17 protein-coding genes are annotated in these 19,655 nt (G+C 59.6%); 9 read left to right on the top strand and 8 right to left on the bottom strand.

What is annotated here, in order from left to right:
• Window positions 1-49 precede the first annotated feature (49 nt).
• Window positions 50-2,740, bottom strand: a complete 2,691-nt coding sequence (locus ACFOOP_RS05015) for an ATP-binding protein (RefSeq protein WP_379879767.1) — start codon at window positions 2,738-2,740, stop codon at window positions 50-52.
• Window positions 2,741-2,966: 226 nt separating this feature from the next.
• Between ACFOOP_RS05015 and ACFOOP_RS05010 the strand changes: the two genes are divergently transcribed.
• From ACFOOP_RS05010 to ACFOOP_RS05000, 3 genes are read left to right on the top strand one after another with little or no spacing between them, the layout of a single operon-like run.
• A complete protein-coding gene (locus ACFOOP_RS05010) occupies window positions 2,967-3,893 on the top strand; it encodes a patatin-like phospholipase family protein (protein ID WP_379879766.1) in 927 nt (308 codons plus the stop codon).
• Complete coding sequence (locus tag ACFOOP_RS05005) at window positions 3,890-4,609, top strand: SDR family NAD(P)-dependent oxidoreductase (RefSeq protein ID WP_379881512.1); 720 nt, start codon at window positions 3,890-3,892, stop codon at window positions 4,607-4,609. The genes ACFOOP_RS05010 and ACFOOP_RS05005 overlap by 4 nt, the downstream gene beginning before the upstream one ends.
• A gap of 23 nt (window positions 4,610-4,632) precedes the next feature.
• Window positions 4,633-6,150, top strand: coding sequence for a cryptochrome/photolyase family protein (locus ACFOOP_RS05000; protein ID WP_379881511.1), 1,518 nt, complete (start codon window positions 4,633-4,635; stop codon window positions 6,148-6,150).
• Between the two features lie 3 nt (window positions 6,151-6,153).
• Here the strand turns inward: ACFOOP_RS05000 and arsC are convergent, their stop codons facing one another.
• From arsC to ACFOOP_RS04985, 3 genes are all read right to left on the bottom strand, one after another.
• Window positions 6,154-6,501: an arsenate reductase (glutaredoxin) gene (arsC, locus tag ACFOOP_RS04995; RefSeq protein WP_379879765.1), complete on the bottom strand. Its 348-nt coding sequence runs from the start codon at window positions 6,499-6,501 to the stop codon at window positions 6,154-6,156.
• An 8-nt stretch (window positions 6,502-6,509) separates the two neighbouring features.
• A complete protein-coding gene (locus ACFOOP_RS04990) occupies window positions 6,510-7,199 on the bottom strand; it encodes a response regulator transcription factor (RefSeq protein ID WP_379879764.1) in 690 nt (229 codons plus the stop codon).
• 108 nt (window positions 7,200-7,307) lie between these two features.
• The gene (locus ACFOOP_RS04985) at window positions 7,308-8,012 is read right to left on the bottom strand and encodes a YggS family pyridoxal phosphate-dependent enzyme (protein ID WP_379879763.1); all 705 of its coding nucleotides are present in this window, start codon (window positions 8,010-8,012) and stop codon (window positions 7,308-7,310) included.
• A gap of 12 nt (window positions 8,013-8,024) precedes the next feature.
• Between ACFOOP_RS04985 and ACFOOP_RS04980 the strand changes: the two genes are divergently transcribed.
• Entirely contained in the window at window positions 8,025-8,618 is a 594-nt protein-coding gene (locus tag ACFOOP_RS04980) for a thiamine phosphate synthase (protein ID WP_379879762.1), read from the top strand.
• Here ACFOOP_RS04980 and ACFOOP_RS04975 read toward each other — a convergent pair whose 3' ends face one another.
• Both ACFOOP_RS04975 and ACFOOP_RS04970 read right to left on the bottom strand, forming a co-directional pair.
• Complete coding sequence (locus ACFOOP_RS04975; RefSeq protein WP_379879761.1) at window positions 8,619-9,062, bottom strand: VOC family protein; 444 nt, start codon at window positions 9,060-9,062, stop codon at window positions 8,619-8,621.
• Window positions 9,063-9,183: 121 nt separating this feature from the next.
• Window positions 9,184-10,410 carry a porin gene (locus ACFOOP_RS04970; protein ID WP_379879760.1) on the bottom strand — a complete coding sequence of 409 codons (1,227 nt, stop codon included), beginning with the start codon at window positions 10,408-10,410 and terminating at the stop codon, window positions 9,184-9,186.
• A 428-nt stretch (window positions 10,411-10,838) separates the two neighbouring features.
• On the opposite strand from ACFOOP_RS04970, the gene ACFOOP_RS04965 reads away from it, so the two are divergent.
• The 5 genes from ACFOOP_RS04965 (at window position 10,839) to ACFOOP_RS04945 (ending at window position 17,343) form a co-directional block, all read left to right on the top strand.
• Window positions 10,839-11,303, top strand: a complete 465-nt coding sequence (locus tag ACFOOP_RS04965) for a DUF3576 domain-containing protein (RefSeq protein ID WP_379879759.1) — start codon at window positions 10,839-10,841, stop codon at window positions 11,301-11,303.
• A gap of 151 nt (window positions 11,304-11,454) precedes the next feature.
• Window positions 11,455-14,049, top strand: a complete 2,595-nt coding sequence (leuS, locus tag ACFOOP_RS04960; RefSeq protein WP_379879758.1) for a leucine--tRNA ligase — start codon at window positions 11,455-11,457, stop codon at window positions 14,047-14,049.
• Window positions 14,050-14,069: 20 nt separating this feature from the next.
• Entirely contained in the window at window positions 14,070-14,825 is a 756-nt protein-coding gene (gene lptE / locus ACFOOP_RS04955; protein WP_379879757.1) for an LPS assembly lipoprotein LptE, read from the top strand.
• Window positions 14,812-15,867: a DNA polymerase III subunit delta gene (holA, locus tag ACFOOP_RS04950; protein ID WP_379879756.1), complete on the top strand. Its 1,056-nt coding sequence runs from the start codon at window positions 14,812-14,814 to the stop codon at window positions 15,865-15,867. Before lptE ends, holA begins: the two co-directional genes overlap by 14 nt.
• 33 nt (window positions 15,868-15,900) lie before the next feature.
• Window positions 15,901-17,343, top strand: coding sequence for a TrkH family potassium uptake protein (locus tag ACFOOP_RS04945; protein WP_379879755.1), 1,443 nt, complete (start codon window positions 15,901-15,903; stop codon window positions 17,341-17,343).
• Window positions 17,344-17,359: 16 nt separating this feature from the next.
• Here the strand turns inward: ACFOOP_RS04945 and ACFOOP_RS04940 are convergent, their stop codons facing one another.
• Entirely contained in the window at window positions 17,360-18,688 is a 1,329-nt protein-coding gene (locus ACFOOP_RS04940; RefSeq protein ID WP_379879754.1) for a mechanosensitive ion channel family protein, read from the bottom strand.
• Window positions 18,688-19,647 carry a ParB/RepB/Spo0J family partition protein gene (locus ACFOOP_RS04935; RefSeq protein ID WP_379879753.1) on the bottom strand — a complete coding sequence of 320 codons (960 nt, stop codon included), beginning with the start codon at window positions 19,645-19,647 and terminating at the stop codon, window positions 18,688-18,690. The genes ACFOOP_RS04940 and ACFOOP_RS04935 overlap by 1 nt, the downstream gene beginning before the upstream one ends.
• Between the last annotated feature and the right edge of the window lie 8 nt (window positions 19,648-19,655).

The raw sequence follows: 19,655 nt of genomic DNA, 5'->3' as shown, positions 1-19,655 counted from the left end.
TCCTTACTCTCGTGTCGCATCCGCCAATTCCGCGCGCCGCCAGCGCGCTTTATTCCGCAGGCGGATAGAGCGTATCCTTCACCGTCGAGGCGATGCCCTGCAGGGTGAAAGGCTTCTGGATATAGCCCGCGCCCTCAATCAGGTCGAGTTGGTCGCGCACCGCCGCTTCCGCATAAGCGGACATGAAGATGATTTTCGACTGAAGCCCCAGAGTTTCGCGCGCCTGTTTCACCATGGTGGGGCCGTCAATATCAGGCATCATCACGTCGGAAACGACAAGGTCGAAATCCATGTCTTCTTCGAGAAGCTCAAGCGCCTCTTCGGCGTCCGCCGCCTCGCTTACTTCATAGCCGCAATCGGTAAGCGTCGCGACGACGAAATTGCGCACCGGATCCTCGTCCTCAACGATCAGAACCCGGCCAGCGCCGGTGAGGTCCTGCGGCTCTCTTGCGCGCGTCTGCTTGGTCTCTTTCGGAGTCTCAACGACCGCCTCCGGCGCATCATAAGCGGGCAGATAAATCTCGAATGTGGCGCCTTTCCCTTCCTCGCTTTTCAGCGAGATAACGCCGTCAAGCTGGCGGATGATGCCGTAAACCGTAGAGAGACCCAGACCAGTGCCCTTGCCCATGGCCTTGGTCGTGAAGAAAGGATCGAAAATCTTGTCAGCAATTTCCTGTGGGACGCCGGGACCGGTGTCAGAGACTTCGATCAACACATATTCCTGATCCAGAAGACCTGGAATATTGCGCGCCTTCGCCTCTTCGGCGGAAACGCTCTGGGTACGGATGGTCAGGGCGCCGCCGCCTACGCCCATGGCGTCCCGAGCGTTGACGGCGAGATTCATCACCGCCGTTTCAAGCTGGTAGCGATCAACCTTGACGAAAGGAAGGGCGCGGCCATTGACCAGTTCCAGCTTCACCTTCTCGCCGATGGAGCGCGTCAGGAAGCGCGAGAAATCCCGAAGGATTTCGGTGATGGAGAGGACTTCTTTCTTCAATGTCTGCTTGCGCGAGAAGGCCAGAAGTTGCTTCGTCGTGTTCGCAGCGCGCTGGGCGTTTTCCTGAATCTGAACGAGATCGGCATAGGCCGGATCACCCGCCGGATGTTTCAGCATCAAGCGGTCGCAATGGCCGATCACCACTTGCAGGTAATTGTTGAAGTCGTGGGCGACCTTACTCGCCAGTTCGCCAATGCCGCGCAGTTTCTGGTCCTGCGCGTATTCTTCTTCCATCTGCTTGCGATCAGTAACGTCGACAGAATAAAGCAGTGTGCGGCGTACGCCGTAGCTGCCCCGTTTGCGGCGAACCGGGCGGGCGAACAGCGCATAGGTGCGCGAAGCGGCGCCGGCGCCGACTGTCGCCTCAATGGGCTTTGGCGAACCGCCGGCGCGAGTCTTGCGGCGAATTTCCTCGGCAAGTTCTTCTAACGTCGCCTGTGCAACGGATTTGACCAGCGGCGCATTTTTCTTGTGCGCGCCGAAAGCATCGGCGAACGCCTTATTGGCTTCCACAACGCGGCCGTCGCGATTGATTTCGCCTTCAATGATGGCGACGCCGAAAGGCGATTCAGAGATGTCGCCGGAAAGCGCTACATCTTCGACTTCATCGGCGCTTTCGTCGATGCTCATTTCCACGCAAGCAAAGCCTTCGCCGATGCCCCCGCGACGGAAAGCGGAAAAGCTCGCTTCGGCGGGCTCAGCGTTGCGCCGGCGCACCTGCGCCGTGATCGGCTCGCGATCGATACGCCACAGACCACTCACCAGATCGCTCGTCTCACCAAGAACGATATCGTCAATCGCCTGCAACTGGCCGCGCTGGGCGCCGAGCTTTTCACGCGCCGCTGCGTTCGCCCAGGCGATCTGGCCGGATTTCTCAAGCGCAAAAACAGGGCGCGGGAAATCCGCATAGGCCGCCGCAAGGCTGTCCTGCACTTCCTCTTCGACCGGAAGCTCGCGCAGGCGCCAGGCCACATGATCGTCAGCGCCGCGAATAGGGCGCACGCTCACCTCAAACCGGCGCCGTTCGCCGCCGCCAGCGAGCCCCATGGTCTGATAAATGATTTCCTCGGCGGCTTCAGCGCTCTTGGCCGCTTTGCAGAGACGGAAAACTTTTGTCGCTTCGGCGCCCTGCTGCGCAAAAAGCCGGTCAATGCGAGGCGGAAGACCAGACGGCCCCATGACGCCCGCCGCCTTGGCGAGCTGAAAATAGACACGGTTCGCATAAGTGACGACACCATCGCGGCGGGCGACAAGTCGCGCATCCTGATCGGCGTCCAGCACCCGTTCGGCCAGCCCCAGCGCGCCAAGAATTTCTGCGCCCGCCAGCTCGACCGCTTCGGCCGGTTTTTTACCGGTCGCCCTGCGCAGCATAACGCCAGCAACCAAAACCGGTGAAAACATCTTCATCGCCGCGCCAGTGAGAAACACAGCGATGAGCAGGGCGAGCCCGCCAGCAAGAATGATCCCGGCGCCGCCCGAATCGCGCGCGCTGATCACCACATACACAATGGCCGCGATCGCCGTGAAAACGCCTGCCCAGAGAAGCCAGAAGGCGGCGGCGTTGATCAAACCGCCATCATCCTTGTCGGGCTTGACCTGTGCCTCTCCGCCCGACTTCGCGGCGGCGGCGTCCATCAGCGCGATAATTTCCTCGCGCGTATGGGGGCGGGGACCATCCGAGCCGTCGCCGGTCTGGTCTAGGAGTTCTTCCCGCAGGGTTTTGACATTGTCTGCGCCGGACACTTGCGAGCTTCTCCAGTTAGGTGATTCGAACAGATGACTATGGCGCGCTTCGCCAGTTGCCGCCACCTTGGGGCCGCCTAGTTTTCCCCGCTTTTATAAGCCCTTTTCGGCCATTTGGGCGTTTCACGGAAGCCGCCTCCGCCTTAAGCTTCTGCAAGGCCGCGGCGCCGTTGACGGGCGCGGGCGCTGCCCCCATTTCCCCGACAGACAACATGAAAGCGGGCTCATGACGAAAAAACTCGGACTGGTCCTCGGCTCCGGCGCCGCGCGCGGATGGGCCCATATGGGCGTTTTGAAAGCGCTCAAGGAAATCGGCGCCGAGCCATACGCCATCGCCGGATGCTCCGTCGGCGCGCTGGTTGGCGGCGCGCATCTGATTGGCGCGCTCGACGAGTTCGAGCGCTGGGCGCGCACCCTGAAGCCGATCTCGGCGCTGCAAAGCTTCAACCTGAAAGTCCATCGCGGCGGGTTTATCGACACCGCGCCCGCTTTCGAGGCCTTCCGGCAATTTGACAAGAATATCGAAGACCTGCCCGTGAAATATGGCGCGGTCGCCGCCGACCTCGCCACCGGCGAGGAGGTGATCATCACCTCTGGCTCCGTCATTGATGCGGCGCGCGCGTCGAGCGCCATACCTGTGGTTTTCCATGCCGTTCACACGCGCGGTAAATGGCTGGTGGACGGGGCCCTCACCAATCCGGCGCCGGTTTCGCTGGCCCGGCAATTGGGCGCAGACGTAGTCATTTCTGTTGATTTGAATGCGGTGCCGCGGGTTCTCGACCGCTTCGACGCGCCGGACCAGCGCTTGCCGATCCCTGTCGCCGGTTCCGCTCCGCATCCGGCCACCATGACCGGCGCCGTCGCCAAGCTGATAGACGACACTGTCGCCGCCATCGACCACCAGGTCGCCATGGCCAAGGCGCGCGCCGGGGCGAAGCCGCATCTGTTTGAAACCGCCTACGCCGCCGCCGATATTTTCCAGATGCAGCTCGCCCGGGCTCGCGCCATCGCCGAACCCCCCGATATTCTGGTGCAACCCGACATGCGCGACGCCATGCCTACCGCCTTTGACCGGGCCGATGAATTTATCGAGCAGGGCTATCGCGCATTGATGGAACAGCGCCATGACATTGAGCGCTTGTTGGGCGCATAAACAGGGAGAGCGATGCGCTGGCGTATTTTTCTGAACAGCCTTTTTCAGCGCTGGTCCTTGGCGCGTCCGGCGGCATTGGCGCAGCCTTGACCGCCGCGCTTCGCGCGGACCGGAACTGCTCGCATCTTGTCGCGCTCTCGCGCAGCAGGAACGGCCTGGATCTGGCGGATGAGGAAAGCGTTGCCGCCGCGGCGCTAAATATCGCTCCGGGCGAGGGCTTCGATCTCATTTTCAACGCCGCCGGCATCCTCGAAGCAAATGGCGCAGCGCCCGAAAAAGCATTCAAGGACATTGACGCCGCCGCGATGATGCGCGCCTTCGCCGTCAATGCGACAGGAACTGCGCTCGCCTTCAAATATTTTCTGCCGCTGTTGAAACGCAACGGTCGAAGCGCCTTTGCAACTTTGTCCGCGCGGGTCGGGTCTATTGGCGACAACCGGCTTGGCGGCTGGATGAGCTATCGCGCGTCCAAGGCCGCGCTCAACCAGATCGTCAGATGCGCGGCGATTGAAGAAACCCGGCGCAACAAAAACAGCATCGTCGTCGCCCTGCATCCCGGCACAATCCAAACGCCCTTGACGAGAAAATACGCCCGGGGCCGCTATACGGCGAGCACCGAGACATGCGCCCGCGACCTCCTCGGCGTGCTTGCACGTCTCACTCCGGAGCAGTCAGGGGGCTTTTTCGATTACGCCGGCGAGGCTGTTCCCTGGTGAGTGATAAGCGCCTCATCCTGATCATGGGCGATCAGCTTTCGCGCGATATTTCCGCGCTCAAAGAAGCACGTAAGACAAAAGACGTCATTGTCATGGGCGAGCTTTGGGATGAAGCGACCAGCGTCAAACATCATAAAAAGAAAATCATTCTCGTTCTCTCGGCCATGCGCCATTTCGCTGAGGCGCTGAAAAAAGACGGCTGGCGTGTCGACTATCAAAAACTCGATGATGAAAACGCCGTAAAGTCTTTTTCCGCACTAGTTAAACGCGCCGTTAAGAAACACCGGCCTGCAACGCTTGTGGTGACGGAGCCGAGCGAACGGCGCGTGAGACAAGAGGTTGAAGCCTTTAAAAAGACGCTTTCCATTGACGTGGATATTCGCGCAGACGACCGTTTCATCGCAAGCCATGACGACTTTTCCCAATGGGCGGAAGGCCGCAAGCAATTGCGCATGGAGTATTTCTATCGCGAGATGCGCCGAAAAACCGGGCTTTTAATGGAAGGCGACAAGCCCACAGGCGGCGCATGGAATTACGATAAGGAAAACCGCAAACCAGCCTCCGCCGATCTATTCATGCCTGCCCCAAAAGCGTTCAAGCCGGACCGTATAACATCGGATGTGATTGATCTGGTGCAGACCAAATTCGCTGATCATTTCGGCGATGCCGAGCCTTTTCGTTACGCGGTGACTCGCAAAGAAGCGGTGAAAGCTCTTGATCATTTCATCAGTAAAGCGTTGCCGCGGTTCGGCGACTTTCAGGACGCCATGCTGACGGGTGAGCGCTTCCTTTATCACTCTGCGTTGTCGGCCTATATCAATATTGGTCTTCTCGATCCGCTCGAAGTCTGTCAGCGCGCGGAAAATGCGTATTTATCGGGCGATGCGCCGATCAATGCTGTCGAAGGCTTCATTCGCCAGATTATAGGCTGGCGCGAATATGTCCGCGGTCATTACTGGCGCGGCGGAGAAAATTACGTCCGCCAGAACTATTTCGAAAACAGGAGAAAATTACCCGCTTTTTACTGGTCCGGCGACACCGATATGGCGTGTATGCGCGAGGCGATAGAGCAAACACGCGAGGACGCCTACGCTCATCACATCCAGCGGCTGATGGTGACAGGGCTCTTCGCCATGCTTGCCGGGGTCGAGCCTTATGACGTGCACGAATGGTATCTGATCGTTTATTTTGATGCTTTCGAATGGGTCGAGGCGCCCAATGTTATCGGCATGTCGCAATATGCCGATGGCGGCGCGCTCGGCTCCAAACCCTATGCGGCGTCCGGCGCTTATATCAACCGCATGTCGGACTACTGCAAAACCTGCCGCTACGCCGTGACAAAAAAAAGCGAAGAGGGCGCCTGTCCCTTTAATGCGCTTTACTGGGACTTCCTCGCCCGCAATGAAATGAAACTGAAAGACAATCCGCGCCTTTCACAGATGTACCGGACCTGGGCGAAAATGGAGAAAGGAACGAAACTTTCCTATCGCGCCCATGCAAGAGCGACACTGGAAAAGCTGGATGCGGGTGAAAGGATTTAAGGCTCACAGAATATCCAGCACGTTTTCCGGCGGCCGGCCAATGGCGGCCTTCTCGCCATTGACGACAATCGGTCGCTCTATCAGCACAGGGTTCTCCGCCATAGCGTCGATCAGCGCCGTTTCCGCCGTCGCGCTGGCGAGATCAAGCTCGATATAAGGCGCCTCTTTGACCCGCATCATCTTGCGCGCAGAAGACAATCCTAGCTTTTTCACAAGGCCTTTCAACGTCGCCTTCGATGGAGGGTTTTCAAGGTAAAGGATAACCTCCGGCTCAATCCCTTTTTCTTCCAGAAGCGCCAGCGTCTGGCGTGATTTCGAGCATCGGGGATTGTGGTAGATCGTGACCGGCATCGTATTTCCTAAAGAGATAATCTGTACCCGCCGCTTTCGGTCAGGAGGATCGAAGCATTGGAAGGATCAGGTTCAATCTTTTGGCGCAGACGGTAAACATGGGTTTCAAGCGTATGTGTCGTAACGCCTGAATTATACCCCCAAACCTCGTCCAGCAGAACATCGCGGGTGACCGGCTTGCCGCCGGCGCGATAGAGAAATTTGAGGATCGAGGTTTCTTTTTCCGTGAGGCGGATTTTCTTGTCTTCCGGCGTCACCAGCATTTTCACTGCAGGACGAAACTCATAGGGCCCGACTTTGAAAACTGCGTCTTCGCTTTGTTCATGACTGCGCAAATGCGCCCGCACACGGGCGAGAAGAACGCCGAATTTGAACGGCTTTGAGACATAATCATTGGCGCCGGCATCCAGCCCGAGAATTGTGTCTGCTTCCGAGTCGGCGCCGGTCAACATGATGATCGGCGATTTGAACCCGTTCTTGCGCATGATGCGGCAGGCTTCGCGTCCATCCATATCCGGTAGGCCCACATCCAGCAGCATCAGATCGATATGCGCCTCTTCCTTGGCGCGCTCTATCGCGGCGCTCGCGGTCAGCACCGGCTCGACGGCGAAATCGTCATGCACGGAAAACTGATCGACCAGCGCATCGCGCAGCAATTCGTCATCGTCGACTAAAAGGATTTTCTTGACGCGGTTCATGGTTCTCTCGCCCAAATGATAATTTTTGTCCGGCGGGTCATAGCGCCGATTAGTCTGAGATTGCACATCAACGTTTCTACAACTTTTCGTTATAGGCCCGTGATCGCCTTAAGGAACAGGACGAGCGCCGAAAATCGCAGTCCCAATGCGGACATGGGTCGCCCCAAGCTGAGCTGCAAGGAGATAATCACCGCTCATCCCCATGGAGAGACCCGCCAGCCCCAGATTTTTCGCCATCTTCGCCAGCAACGCGAAATGCGGCGCCGGGTCATCTTCGGCCGGGGGGATGCACATCAGCCCGTCGATATCGAGGCCGAACTCATCCCGGCATTGCGCATAAAAAGCCGGAACCTCCGCCGGGGGGATACCGGCCTTTTGCGGCTCTTCGCCTGTGTTGACCTGAATATAGAGCTTCAGGCGCCGGCCCTGCTTTTCCATTTCGGCGGCAAGCGCCCGAGCCAGTTTGGGCCGATCGAGACTCTCAATGACATCAAAAGTCGCTACCGCCTCTTTCACCTTGTTCGTTTGTAAGGGGCCGATCAGTCGTAGTTCAACACCCGGGAAATCGGCTTTCAGCGCCGGCCATTTCGCCATCGCCTCCTGCACCCGGTTTTCGCCGAAGACCTTGTGGCCGGCCTCCAGCGCCGGGCGAATCCGCGCCGCCTCATGGAATTTCGAGACCGCCGTGATCGCGACGGAGCCCGGCGCGCGGTTCGCCTCTTTCAGTGCGCTCTCGATTTCTGCTGTTATGCTTGCGAGATTGGCGACTGGATCAATTGCGTCATCACTGGACTGAACATTGTGAGAAGACATGAAGGGCTCCGCTTGCGGGCCGCGAAACTAGCAGCCGCGGCTGCCGACCTCAAACGCCGTTCTGGTGTTGCGGCGCCTTTTTCGCTCGCCTTTCTGACCGACCAGCGCCGGGTTCCCCATCCACTCACCGTCGTCCGAGCGATGCCGCGAGGGGCCGCGGTGATCCTGCGCGATTATGGGCTGCCCCATCGGCAAGGGTTCGCGGCGCAACTGAAATCCATCGCGCGCGCCCGCGGCCTGAAACTGATCATCGGCGCCGACATTGACCTCGCCCGGCGGATCGGCGCGGACGGCGTTCATGTCCCGCGCTGGTTTTCACCCGCCGCGCCTTTCCCCGAAAACATGATCGTGACCGCCGCCTGTCACAGCATGGAGGAGCTTCAGCGCGCCAAGACGATGGGCGCAGATCTGGCGCTGTTGTCGCCAGCTTTCGTGACGTTCAGCCATCCTGGCGACGGCGCCATGGGCGCGGCCGCTTTTAAAACGCTGGCGGCTTCATCGCTACTGCCAGTGCTGGCCCTAGGCGGCGTCGATGAACGCAACGCCCGCCTTCTCGTAGGCCCGAATGTAGCGGGCCTCGCCGCCATCGGCGCTTTTCTTGACTAGTTACTCTTCCGCCTTGGTCCAGACGGCAAGCTCATTGCCGGAGGGGTCGCGGAAATGGAACCGCCGCCCGCCGGGGAAGTCGTGACGCTCGGTGATTTCCCCGCCCGCATCGACAACGCGTTTTTCACTCGCCTTAAGGTCATCCGCATAGAGAATAACGGTCGTAGACCCTCGAACCGGCTTTTCGCCGCCTCTTATCCCGCCATCAAGACCGGCGCCGGTGAAGCTCACATAGGTCTCGCCCCAGTCCTGAAACTCCCATCCGAATGCGGCGCCGTAAAACGCCTTGGCGACAGCGAGATCTTCCGCCGCCAGCTCCACATAATCGATATGATTGTTCTTCTGGCCCATGACGGTCTCCCCGGAAATTGACGTTTCGGATTTATCTGCGGGCGAACAGGCGACCGCAAACGTCAGCGTAGCAAGCAGAAACATGAGACGCATGGCTCTTTTCTCCCCATTGCGGTATTTGCGCTTTTACTACAGCGTTCACAGATGCAAACAGGGCGGCCCCGAAGAGCCGCCCTGTTCCATATCCCCTCTAAGCAGCAGGCGCTTAGAAACTTTAGAATTTGATCGAGCTCTCGATCACAACCGTGGCGGCTTCTTCAGGTCCGCCTGCGGCTGCAGGTTTCTTGGCTTCGGTATACTGGGCGGCGGCGCCGACCGTAATGCCGCGGCCAAGAACATAGGTCACGCCCGCTTGTGCGGTGCGCGTATCGCGGAAAAGAGTTGGGTCAAGCGGATCAAATCCCAGAGAATTCGATTCAGACTGGCCATAACCGAGCATGACGGCGACATCGCCTTCTTCCTCGCCGGTGCGGAAGGTGACGCCCGCATCGAAAGCGAGATAGCCGTCATCCTCAAACGAGGCGAGGCCAGCATTCGTGGTCTTGACCGAACCGCCCAGCGTAATGCCGCGATAGGCGAGGTTCAGACCCACCGAATAGGCTTCATAATCGTCGTAAACAGTCTGCGGCGTGTTGAGCACCGCATGCTCGTCCGCAGTCACGAAACTCGCGCCGACGCCCACAAACAGGCGATCGGAACCGCCCACCCGGATGCCTTTTTCGTAATAAAGCGCCGCTTCAATCGCGTCGTCCCAATGACTGTCCGTGGCCAGCATGACGCCGTCAGGCGCAATCACAAAACCGGTCTGGGGCGCGCAGAGCGGATCGCCGCAATTCTTCAATACCGGTGAATAGGAAACGCCGAGCTGCAAGCCGCCCAGAACCCCACCGAGGAAATTCGCCGGCGGCATATAGGTGAGCTTTGAAGAATAGCCGCTGAAATCGTTGATCGTATGAACATCATTGAGGCCGGAAAGATCCGTTTGCCAGTCATTGACGTTCACAGAGGAGAAGATCGTCGGCGATGATACTGAAAGGATACGCGCAACGCCCGCATCGCGGCCGACAATTATCTGGCCGAAGGAGCCGCGCGCATAGGCGTAGGCGCCCTGGAGATATGCATCGCTTGTGTCAGGCCCGACGCCGCGTGGCCCGCCGATCAGAAGGCCCGAATAGCGCCCGCCGCCGAAAAGCTGGCGCGGCTGGTCGGCATCAAGACGGCCCGTGAGCACGGCGCCGATTTCAACGCCGTTATCGAGAACCGTTGCGCCCTTGAAAGAGACCTTGGCGTTAACATCGCCTTTGGCGTCGCCATCGGTGAGACCGGCGACGGCGCTTGCTTCACCGCTGACATCGATCTTGATCGGGTCCGCGGCATAGGCAGCGCCCGCGGTCAGAACCGCAGCGCTCGCGCCTAACAAAATTGTCCGCAGACTGGTCACAGCCGTTAATCCGTCTCTACCTTTGAACAGACACCCGCAAAACCTTAAAGCCGCGAGGCCGCCTCGTTGTTTCTTCCATGCGCCCAAAGCCGTTTCCCCAAACCGCTTCAGACCTTCCGCCCCGGTAAACCGGCGCTTCTCCCAACGCAACGCCCCGAGCCCAAAAGCTTCGCCGCACCCGGAGAAAATCCGCCCCACGCAGATTCCCTTTATCCGATCATGCGCCTCACAAGGTTGCGAGTCACACGCAAGGGTTAACGGCATAAAGTTAACAGCTTTATGACCAGCCTCCATATTGGCGCCCGATTTCTCTCCATACAAGGGAAGCGGGGCCCGCCCGTTGTGTAATTGGCGGTTTGTGGTAGGAAAGCCACGGCTCATGCGGCATGGACCGCAACCGGCCCCTCCATGACACAGGATTAACGGTAATGAAGACCGAAAAAGTTACTATGTTCAAGGTATTAGCTTTAGCAACCGCGGCTGCGATTCTCGCCGCCTGCGGCGGCAACAGCTCTGGCGGCAGCCGCAACGCGACCCTGGCTGAATACAAGGCCGGCCGCGCCCAGGCGACCACGGTGAACCGTTATTTATGGGCGGCGTCGCTGGAAACCCTTGATTTTCTACCGGTCTTTTCAGCGGACCCGATCGCGGGCCTGATCATTACCGACTGGTATGTGAACCCGGAGACCCCGGGCGAGCGATTCAAGACCAATGTCTACATTCTTGACTCGGCGCTCCGCGCGGACGCCTTGCGCGTCTCCGTCTTCCGCCAGACCCAGGGCGAAAATGGCGTGTGGAACGACGCTACGGTGAACCCGGCCACCGGCCGCGAGATCGAGAATGCGATTCTCACCCGCGCGCGCCAGCTTCGCCTAAACCAGATCGAAGACTAGAATTCAGCGCCAGAATGATGGAAAGAACGGCGCCCCGGGCCTGTTGATAAACAGGCTCGAAAGCTAAGTTTGCGCATTTCCTGCAAAAAACCGGTGGCCACTTTTTCTGGAAATGCGCGGCGCCGTTTTTTATTGCCGGAAGATCAAGAAAATGTCCCGCTACAATCCGAAAGAAGTCGAGCCGAAATGGCAGCAGCGCTGGAACCAAGCGCGCTCCTTTGAAACCGGCGCCAGCAAAGACAAACAGAAATACTACGTCCTTGAGATGTTTCCCTACCCGTCGGGACGCATCCATATCGGCCATGTGCGCAATTACGCCATGGGCGACGTCATCGCGCGTTATAAAAAGGCCTGCGGCTATAATGTCCTGCACCCGATGGGCTGGGACGCCTTCGGCATGCCGGCGGAAAACGCGGCCATGCAGACGGGCTCGCACCCGGCGAAATGGACCTATGGCAATATCGACATCATGCGCGGGCAGCTCAAACAGATGGGGCTCGCCATCGACTGGTCGCGTGAATTCGCCACCTGCGACGCCAGCTATTATGTTCATCAGCAGCGCATGTTTCTGGAATTCTGGCAGGCAGGCCTCGCCTACCGCAAGGAAAGCCAGGTCAACTGGGACCCGGTCGATCAGACGGTGCTCGCCAACGAACAGGTGATCGACGGCAAGGGTTGGCGCTCCGGCGCGCCGGTTGAACGGCGCAAGCTGTCGCAGTGGTTTTTCAAAATCACCGATTACGCCGAGGATCTGTTGGCGGCGCTTGACGATGGCCGCCTTTCGGGCTGGCCGGACAATGTGAAGCTGATGCAGAAAAACTGGATCGGCAAGTCGAAAGGCTTGCAGATGAGGTTTCCTTTTGCACCGGATGTAAAAGCACCCGCAGGCTTCGAAGGCGGCGTTGAGGTTTTCACGACACGGCCCGACACGCTTTACGGCGCAAGCTTCGTCGCTATTTCACCGGACCATCCGATCACCACGGAACTCGCCAAAACCGACAAGGCGCTGGCGACGTTCATCGCCGAATGCGCAAGCGCCGGCACATCCGAAGAAGCGATCGAAAAGGCGGAAAAGCGCGGCTATAAAACATCGCTGGAAACCGGTCATCCGTTTGATGCCCGCAAACTGCCGGTCTATGTCGCGAATTTCGTATTGATGGGCTACGGCACGGGCGCAATCTTCGGTTGCCCGGCCCATGACCAGCGCGACTATGATTTCGCAACCAAATACGGTCTTGCGATCCCGCCCGTGGTCCTGCCGGACGGGGCCGATGCGGCGACATACAAGCTGGATGGCGAGCCCTATATCGGGCCCGGCAAGATCTTCAATTCTGATTTTCTGGATGGCCTTTCGGTCAGCGACGCCATCGCCGCCGCGATCAAAAAGATCGAAGAGATGGGGTTGGGCCAGGGCGTCACGCAATATCGCCTGCGCGATTGGGGCGTATCGCGCCAGCGCTATTGGGGCTGTCCGATCCCGGCCATCCATTGCGAAAAATGCGGGATCGTTCCGGTTCCTGAAAAAGACCTGCCGGTGGTGTTGCCCGAGGAAGCGGATTTCTCCGTCCCCGGAAATCCCCTCGACCGTCACCCCACCTGGAAACATGTGGATTGCCCCCAATGCGGCGGCAAAGGCCGGCGCGAGACCGACACCTTCGACACCTTTATCGATAGCTCATGGTATTTCGCGCGCTTCGCCTCACAGCCCGATGACAAGCCGGTGGATAAAGACGTCGCCGACTACTGGCTGCCTGTGGATCAGTATATCGGCGGCATTGAGCACGCCATTTTGCACCTTCTCTATGCGCGGTTTTACACCCGCGCCATGAAGAAAGTTGGGCATTTATCCGTGGACGAACCCTTTGCGAATTTGTTCACACAAGGGATGGTGACGCACGAGACTTACCTCGACCCGGATGACACAAAAAAACTAAGTGAAAGATGGATTCTTCCAGAAGACGTTACAAAGCAAGATAATGGCGTCATTTGGAACAAAACCGGCCAACCCGTTATTGTCGGCGCCATCGAAAAAATGTCGAAGTCGAAAAAGAACGTGGTCTCTCCGGAAGGGATCGCGCAGACCTATGGCGCGGACGCGGCGCGCTGGTTCATGCTGTCAGACTCACCGCCCGAACGCGATGTGGAATGGACGGATAGCGGCGTTGAAGGCGCCTGGAAGCTGATCAACCGCATCTGGGACGCGGTTGCGGCGTCGCCCGGCATTCTCAAAACCGTCGATCTCGAAAAAACCGCCGCCGGCGATGACAAAACCGAGTTGCGTCAGGCGACCCATGCGGCCATCGCCGGGGTGACCGACGACATCGACCATTTCCGTTTCAACAAGGCGATTGCGCGCGTCTATGAATTTCTGAACGCGCTGAAAAAAGCCGGCGGCGCGTCTGACTGGGCGAAGGCCGAAGCGCTTTCCGCGCTATCGCGCCTGGTCGCGCCATTTATTCCCCACCTCGCCGAGGAATGCTGGGAAACCCTTGGCGGAGAAGGCCTTATCTGCGACGCACCATGGCCAAAAGCCGATCCGGCGCTGCTCGCCAAAGACGAAATCGTCCTCGGCGTTCAGGTCAACGGCAAACGCCGCGCCGAGATCACCGTGCCTGCCGAAGCCGACAATAAAACTGTGGAAGAGGCGGCCCTTTCCGACGCCGACGTTAAACGGCATATTGACGGCAAGACCGTTCGCAAAGTGGTGGTGGTGCCCAAACGCATCGTCAACATCGTCGCGAACTGACCCCTCAGAACGGAGCCCGCATGAAACGCACCGCCGCCCTTTTCGCCGTCATTGCGGGCGCGCTCGCTGTTTCGGGCTGCGGGTTTCAGCCGATCTACGCCACAAGAGACGGCGACGCGCTGATCAGCAGCCAGATCAATCTTGAGCGGATCGTCGCGCCGGAAAATGTCGCGCCCTATCTTGAGGACGCGTTTAACGCCCGGATCGTCTCGGTCGAGGGCGTGGCGCCGCGTTACGATCTTTATGTGCAGGCGCGCGAAAAGGCCGACCGCCTCGCCGTTCAGATCGACGCCACGGTGACGCGCTATAATTACCGTCTCGTCGCGCGCTACTGGGTTATCGACAAGGAGACCGGAGAAAAAGTGCGCGGCGTCGCCCGGGCCATCACCTCCTACAACATCGTCAACTCGCAATATTCGACGCTTTTCGCAGAACGTGCAGCGGTGGAAAAAGCGGCGCGCCAGCTCGCTGAACAGATTGAGCGCGACATGCTGATCCGGTTTTCGCGACCGGCCGATGAACGCGACGATGTTGACCCGGAAGCGTTTGAAAGCGTTCTGGACCCTGATGAGATCTTGAACGAACGCCGCCAGCCGGCGCCGGACCAGCAGATCGACCTGCCTGAAGACCTGTATTATCTGGAGCCGGAGACCGAGCAGCCGGCGGACACGACGACAAATTCAGATAACACAGGCGTTGTTGAAACCGGCGCTGCCTCAGCGAGCGAAAACGCGACGCCCGATGTGCCGGACCCGGTGATTGATGGCCGCCCTTAAAGGCAAAGCGATAAAGAGTTTTCTCGCGGCGCGGGACGAGCGCATCGCCGCCGTGTTGCTCTATGGACCTGACAGCGGGCTTGCGCGTGAGCGCGCGCTGCTGCTCGCCGCCCGCGTCGTCGCCGATCTGAAAGATCCGTTCAACGCGCTTGAGCTTTCCGACATGGAATTGAAGGAAGAGCCGGGCCGTCTTGCCGACGAGATCACCGCGCTTTCCTTCGCCGGCGGCGAGCGGGTGATCCGCCTGCGGACCAGCGGCGAGGCGGCGGTGAAGGCCGTGCAAAATCTCCTCGACGGCCTCGATAGCGGTCATCTGAAACCCAATGGCATGGTGATCATTGAGGCGGGGGAATTGACCCCGCGATCGGGGCTCAGAAAAGCGTTCGAAAAAGCGAAATGCGGCGTGGCGCTCCCTTGTTACGCTGACGGTCCGGCGGATGTGCGCAGTATGGCGCAGGAAGCCGCCGCCGCCGAAGAGTTGCGTTTCGATCCGGACGCGCTCGATCTCGTTGTCGCCATTCTCGGCGAAGATCACGGCATCTCCCGCGCGGAAATCGACAAGCTGATCCTCTATAAGGGCCCCGCCGTTGTGCGAAACGGACCGGCCTCGATCTCCCTCGAAGATGTGCGCGCCTCGCTTGTGGACGGGCTCGGCGACGCCATGGATGACACCGCCTCTGCGGCGGCCGATGGCGCGCCCGCAAGGCTCGCCGCTGCACTCCACAAAGCCGCCGCCGCGGGGGCAAGCCCCATCGGTCTGTTGCGCGCGCTGCAGCGCAATTTCATGCGTCTTAAAACCGCACAGGATCTGATGGAGGGCGGCGCCAGCGCCTCGGCGGCCATGAAAAAGCTCCGCCCGCCGGTGTTTTTCGCGGAAGAGCGCGCCTTCGAAAATCGGCTCTACAAATGGCGCGGCCCGAAGCTGGAGCGGGCGCTGCGCATGCTGGTCGACGCAGAGCTCGACGCCAAAACCACCGGCGCCCCGCAGCGCGAGATTGTCGAGCGCGCCGCGCTGGCGCTTGCGGTGATGGGGTCGCGTTAAGCCAGGCGCAAAAGTTCAGGGAAGGGGCGACACATGCTGGGCCGGCCTTTTTTAGCGCTCGGACTTCTTTTGTGCGGCCTTTCAGGCGTTGAGTTCATTTTCGCCGCCCTCGACGCCACGGTCAGCGATGAAAACTGGCAGGGCTTTTTAATCAGCGCGATCATGTCCGGGCTGATCGGCGTCGGCCTTGTCAGCGCTTTCTGGAGCGCGGCCCATGACAAACATTTCGATTTGCGCAGCGGCTTTATCCTGACGGCCTTGAGCTGGACGGTTTTTCCGCTGATGGCGTCCTTTCCGTTTTTCTTCAGCGATCTCGACATTTCCCTTACCGACGCGGTTTTTGAAACCATCTCCGGGGTGACGACAACCGGCTCAACCGTGTTGACGGATCTCGATCATCTCGATCCGATGCTGCTCCTGTGGCGCTCCGTCCTGCAGTGGATCGGCGGGGTCGGCATCATCTTGATGGCGGTCTTGATGATGCCCTTTTTGCGCATTGGCGGCATGCAGCTTTTCCAGCTTGAAAGCTCGGCGCGTTCGGAAACCGGGCTCCATACGCGGCCGGGCGCGCTCATCCGCGATATCGCCGCGTTGTATGTCGCGCTGACGCTGTTATGCGCGGCGTGCTTTTCCATTGCCGGCATGTCGGCTTTTGACGCCCTCAATCACTCCATGTCGACGCTGGCGACGGGCGGCTATTCAACTCATGACGCCTCCCTCGGATACTTCAACAACGCTGCGATTTACTGGGTCGCGATCATTTTTATGGCCGCCGCCGCGCTGCCTTTCATGATGTATTTGCGGGCGATAAAGGAGGGTCCCCGGATCATCGCCAGCGACCCCCAGGCGCCGCTTTTTCTGTTGATGCTGGTCGGTATGTGGCTGATCGGGGCCGCTTTTCTCAATGAGGGGGGAGACTATTTCACGACGCTCACCCGCGTCGCCGTCAATGTCACTTCGGTGATCACGACCACCGGATTCGCCAGCGAGGATTACCAGCTCTGGGGCGCCGGATTTATTGGCTTTTTCTTCGCACTCACTTTTTTCGGAGGCTGCGCCGGATCGACCAGCGGCGCCATCAAGATCTACCGGCTGCAGCTCCTCGGCCTTTATGCGGGCGCCCATTTGCGGCGCCTGCATTCACCCTCCATCGTCCAAGCGACCACCTATGGCGGGGTCAAGCTCGACCGCGAAACCGGCCTCAGCGTGCTGGCGTTTCTGGCGCTTTTCGTCGGCGCCTTCAGTGTTGGCGCCTTTGCGCTGGCGCTCACCGGCCTCGATTTCCCGACCGCCCTTTCGGCGTCGGCGACGGCGCTCTGCAATGTCGGCCCCGGCCTTGGAGCGGTTATCGGACCGGCGGGAAATTTTTCAACGCTGCCCGATCTCGCCAAATGGATCCTGCTCGGATTGATGCTGCTGGGACGGCTTGAGCTGTTTGCCTTGCTCGTGCTGTTCGATCCCTATTTCTGGCGCTAGCGCCGAAGCAAGGGCGCTAGTCTTCCTTACGCGGAATAATATGCAGGTCGCGCTGCGGGAATGGAATGGCGATGCCGTATTTGCCCAGCGCGGTTTCAAGCTCCCAATTATAGGCGGCGTGAACCTTGGCCGGCCGCTTGACGGCGTCGTCGGTGAGCCAGACGACAAGCTCGAAATCAAGACTTGAATCGCCAAATCCGACGAGCCAGACATCGGGCGCTCTTTTTGCGTTATTTTTCAAGGTGAAAGGCACTTTCTCGGCGGCTTCCAGCGCGGCTTTTTTCACCAATTCCTTGTCGGTGCCATAGGCGACGCCGAAGGGCACCCGAATGCGCCGGTTCACCTCGCGCAAAGTCCAGTTCGTGACTCGGTTGGTGATGAATTCCGCATTCGGCACCAGGATGTCGACATTATCGTTGGTCGTCACCAGCGTGGAGCGAACATTGATCTCGCGCACTTCGCCGGTGATCCCGGATTCAAGATCGACGAAGTCGCCGACCTTCAAGGTCTTTTCCAGCAGGATGATGATTCCGGCGATGAAGTTGGAGAAAATCGACTGCAGGCCGAAACCGATGCCGACGCCGATGGCGCCGGTCAGGACCGCAAGGCCTGTAAGGTTCACCTTCGCGACAGAAAGCGCCAGCAGAATGGCGCCGGAGACGAGGCTGATCTGGATGAGCTGGCCCAGGAGACCGCGCACCGAGGGCGTCAGCTTCGATGAGCTATTGAGACGTCCCTGAATAATCCGCGAAGCGAAATTGGCGCTCCATAAAAGGATCGCCGCTAGCGCGATCGCCCAGAGAACATCGAAAGCGGAGACGGCGTTTTCACCGCCCGGCGGCAGTTTGAGCCCGTCGAGAAAGGCGATAGTCGGTGCCAGAAGATGCAGGATGTTGAGCGCCGCGGCGGTCCAGGCGAACAGGGCGAAAACCCGCGCCGCAAAAGGATCGCTGACGAGGGAAGAGACGAGCCGAATGCCGACCCAGGCGGTGAGGAGGCTGGCGACGATCCGCATCAGACTGATCGGCTGCCCAAGTCCGTTGAAAATCGCGATGGCCGCCCACAGGAAGGCGGCGCCGAGGGCGAGGGGGATCAGGAGGGAGAGGTTTTCAAAAAACCGCGCGACGGCGGAGTTCACAGCGGCCGCCTTTCGCGCGGCGACGGATTTGCGCGTCGGTTGCGCAAAGAGCCAGCCAAGGACCAGAGCCGCAGCAATGGCCCCGACCTGATAGAGCGCCGATACGGAGGAAAGCTGCTCACCGAGCCGGTCGGCCATTGCGGCGAGGGCGGTCTGAAATCCTTCGGTTAGTTGCTCCGTATCCGGAATATCACTGTCGCTCTCCATTAGACCTTGGCGCCCATGAGGCGGCGGCAAATATCGTCGAGCTGGTCAAGAGTGAGGTAGTTGACGGTCACCGACCCGGCGCCTTTTTTGGAATGCTCGATGGCGACATCGAGACCCAGGATCGCGGAAAGGTCGCGCTCAAGGGCGCGGGTGTCGGCGTCTTTTGATCCGCCAGAAGCTTTTGATTTTGCTTCGCTTTTTCCAGAGTCGCCTGCCTTGCCGGACGCCGCCCCGCCTTTGATCTCGGCCTCAGCCTCCCGGATATATTTCTCGGTCTCGCGAACCGACAGATCGCCCTTGAGGACGATGCCGAGCATCTGCACCGGGCTTGAGGAGCCGAGAAGCGCGCGCGCATGGCCCATGGAAATAGCGTTAGCCGAAAGCGCGTCGAGCGCCTTTTGCGGCAGGCCGAGCAGCCGCATGATATTCGCCACATGGCTGCGCGACTTGCCAACGGCCTTGGCGATGTCTTCCTGGGTTCGTCCGTATACATCAGAAAGTCGGGCGTAGGCGGCTGCTTCCTCGACCGGATTCAGATCGACCCGCTGGACGTTTTCAATCAGAGCGATCTCCGCCGTCTCTTCGTCCGTCAGTTGGCGGATGATGACCGGGACTTTGTGAAGCTGCGCTTTTTGCGCAGCGCGCCAGCGGCGCTCGCCAGCGACGATTTCGTAACTGTCGCGACCTTTGGGGCGGACAAGGATCGGCTGCAACATGCCCTTCGCGGCGATGGAGTTTGCAAGCTCCTCAATCGCGTCCTTGTCAAAGACACGGCGAGGCTGGTCGGCATGGGGTTTCAACTGTTCGATCGGAAGCTCACGCTTCGGCCCGGCGGGCGCGGGCGCCTCCCCGGCCGGCTGGCGCGCCGATGCATGAGAGGACGGCGCATCGCCCAAAAGGGCGTCGAGACCGCGACCCAATCCCTTGACATTGCTCTTCTTTTTCTCGGCCATCGCCATTTTGCGTC

Origin of the sequence: Hyphococcus aureus (assembly GCF_042643165.1) — a bacterium.
Classification (GTDB): Bacteria; Pseudomonadota; Alphaproteobacteria; order Caulobacterales; family Parvularculaceae; genus Hyphococcus; species Hyphococcus aureus.
The sequence above is the reverse complement of the archived record's forward strand: the minus strand, read 5'-3'. Positions and strand labels throughout refer to the sequence as shown.

Bases quoted from the DNA above. Each gene is read 5' to 3' on its own strand.
- ACFOOP_RS05000 (WP_379881511.1), top strand. From the start codon at position 4,633: ATGGGCGATCAGCTTTCGCGCGATATTTCCGCGCTCAAAGAAGCACGT.
- holA (WP_379879756.1), top strand. From the start codon at position 14,812: ATGGCCGCCCTTAAAGGCAAAGCGATAAAGAGTTTTCTCGCGGCGCGG.
- leuS (WP_379879758.1), top strand. From the start codon at position 11,455: ATGTCCCGCTACAATCCGAAAGAAGTCGAGCCGAAATGGCAGCAGCGC.
- ACFOOP_RS04985 (WP_379879763.1), bottom strand. From the start codon at position 8,012: ATGTCTTCTCACAATGTTCAGTCCAGTGATGACGCAATTGATCCAGTC.
- arsC (WP_379879765.1), bottom strand. From the start codon at position 6,501: ATGCCGGTCACGATCTACCACAATCCCCGATGCTCGAAATCACGCCAG.
- ACFOOP_RS04965 (WP_379879759.1), top strand. From the start codon at position 10,839: ATGAAGACCGAAAAAGTTACTATGTTCAAGGTATTAGCTTTAGCAACC.
- ACFOOP_RS04940 (WP_379879754.1), bottom strand. From the start codon at position 18,688: ATGGAGAGCGACAGTGATATTCCGGATACGGAGCAACTAACCGAAGGA.
- ACFOOP_RS04935 (WP_379879753.1), bottom strand. From the start codon at position 19,647: ATGGCGATGGCCGAGAAAAAGAAGAGCAATGTCAAGGGATTGGGTCGC.
- lptE (WP_379879757.1), top strand. From the start codon at position 14,070: ATGAAACGCACCGCCGCCCTTTTCGCCGTCATTGCGGGCGCGCTCGCT.
- ACFOOP_RS04990 (WP_379879764.1), bottom strand. From the start codon at position 7,199: ATGAACCGCGTCAAGAAAATCCTTTTAGTCGACGATGACGAATTGCTG.
- ACFOOP_RS04975 (WP_379879761.1), bottom strand. From the start codon at position 9,062: ATGCGTCTCATGTTTCTGCTTGCTACGCTGACGTTTGCGGTCGCCTGT.
- ACFOOP_RS04945 (WP_379879755.1), top strand. From the start codon at position 15,901: ATGCTGGGCCGGCCTTTTTTAGCGCTCGGACTTCTTTTGTGCGGCCTT.
- ACFOOP_RS05010 (WP_379879766.1), top strand. From the start codon at position 2,967: ATGACGAAAAAACTCGGACTGGTCCTCGGCTCCGGCGCCGCGCGCGGA.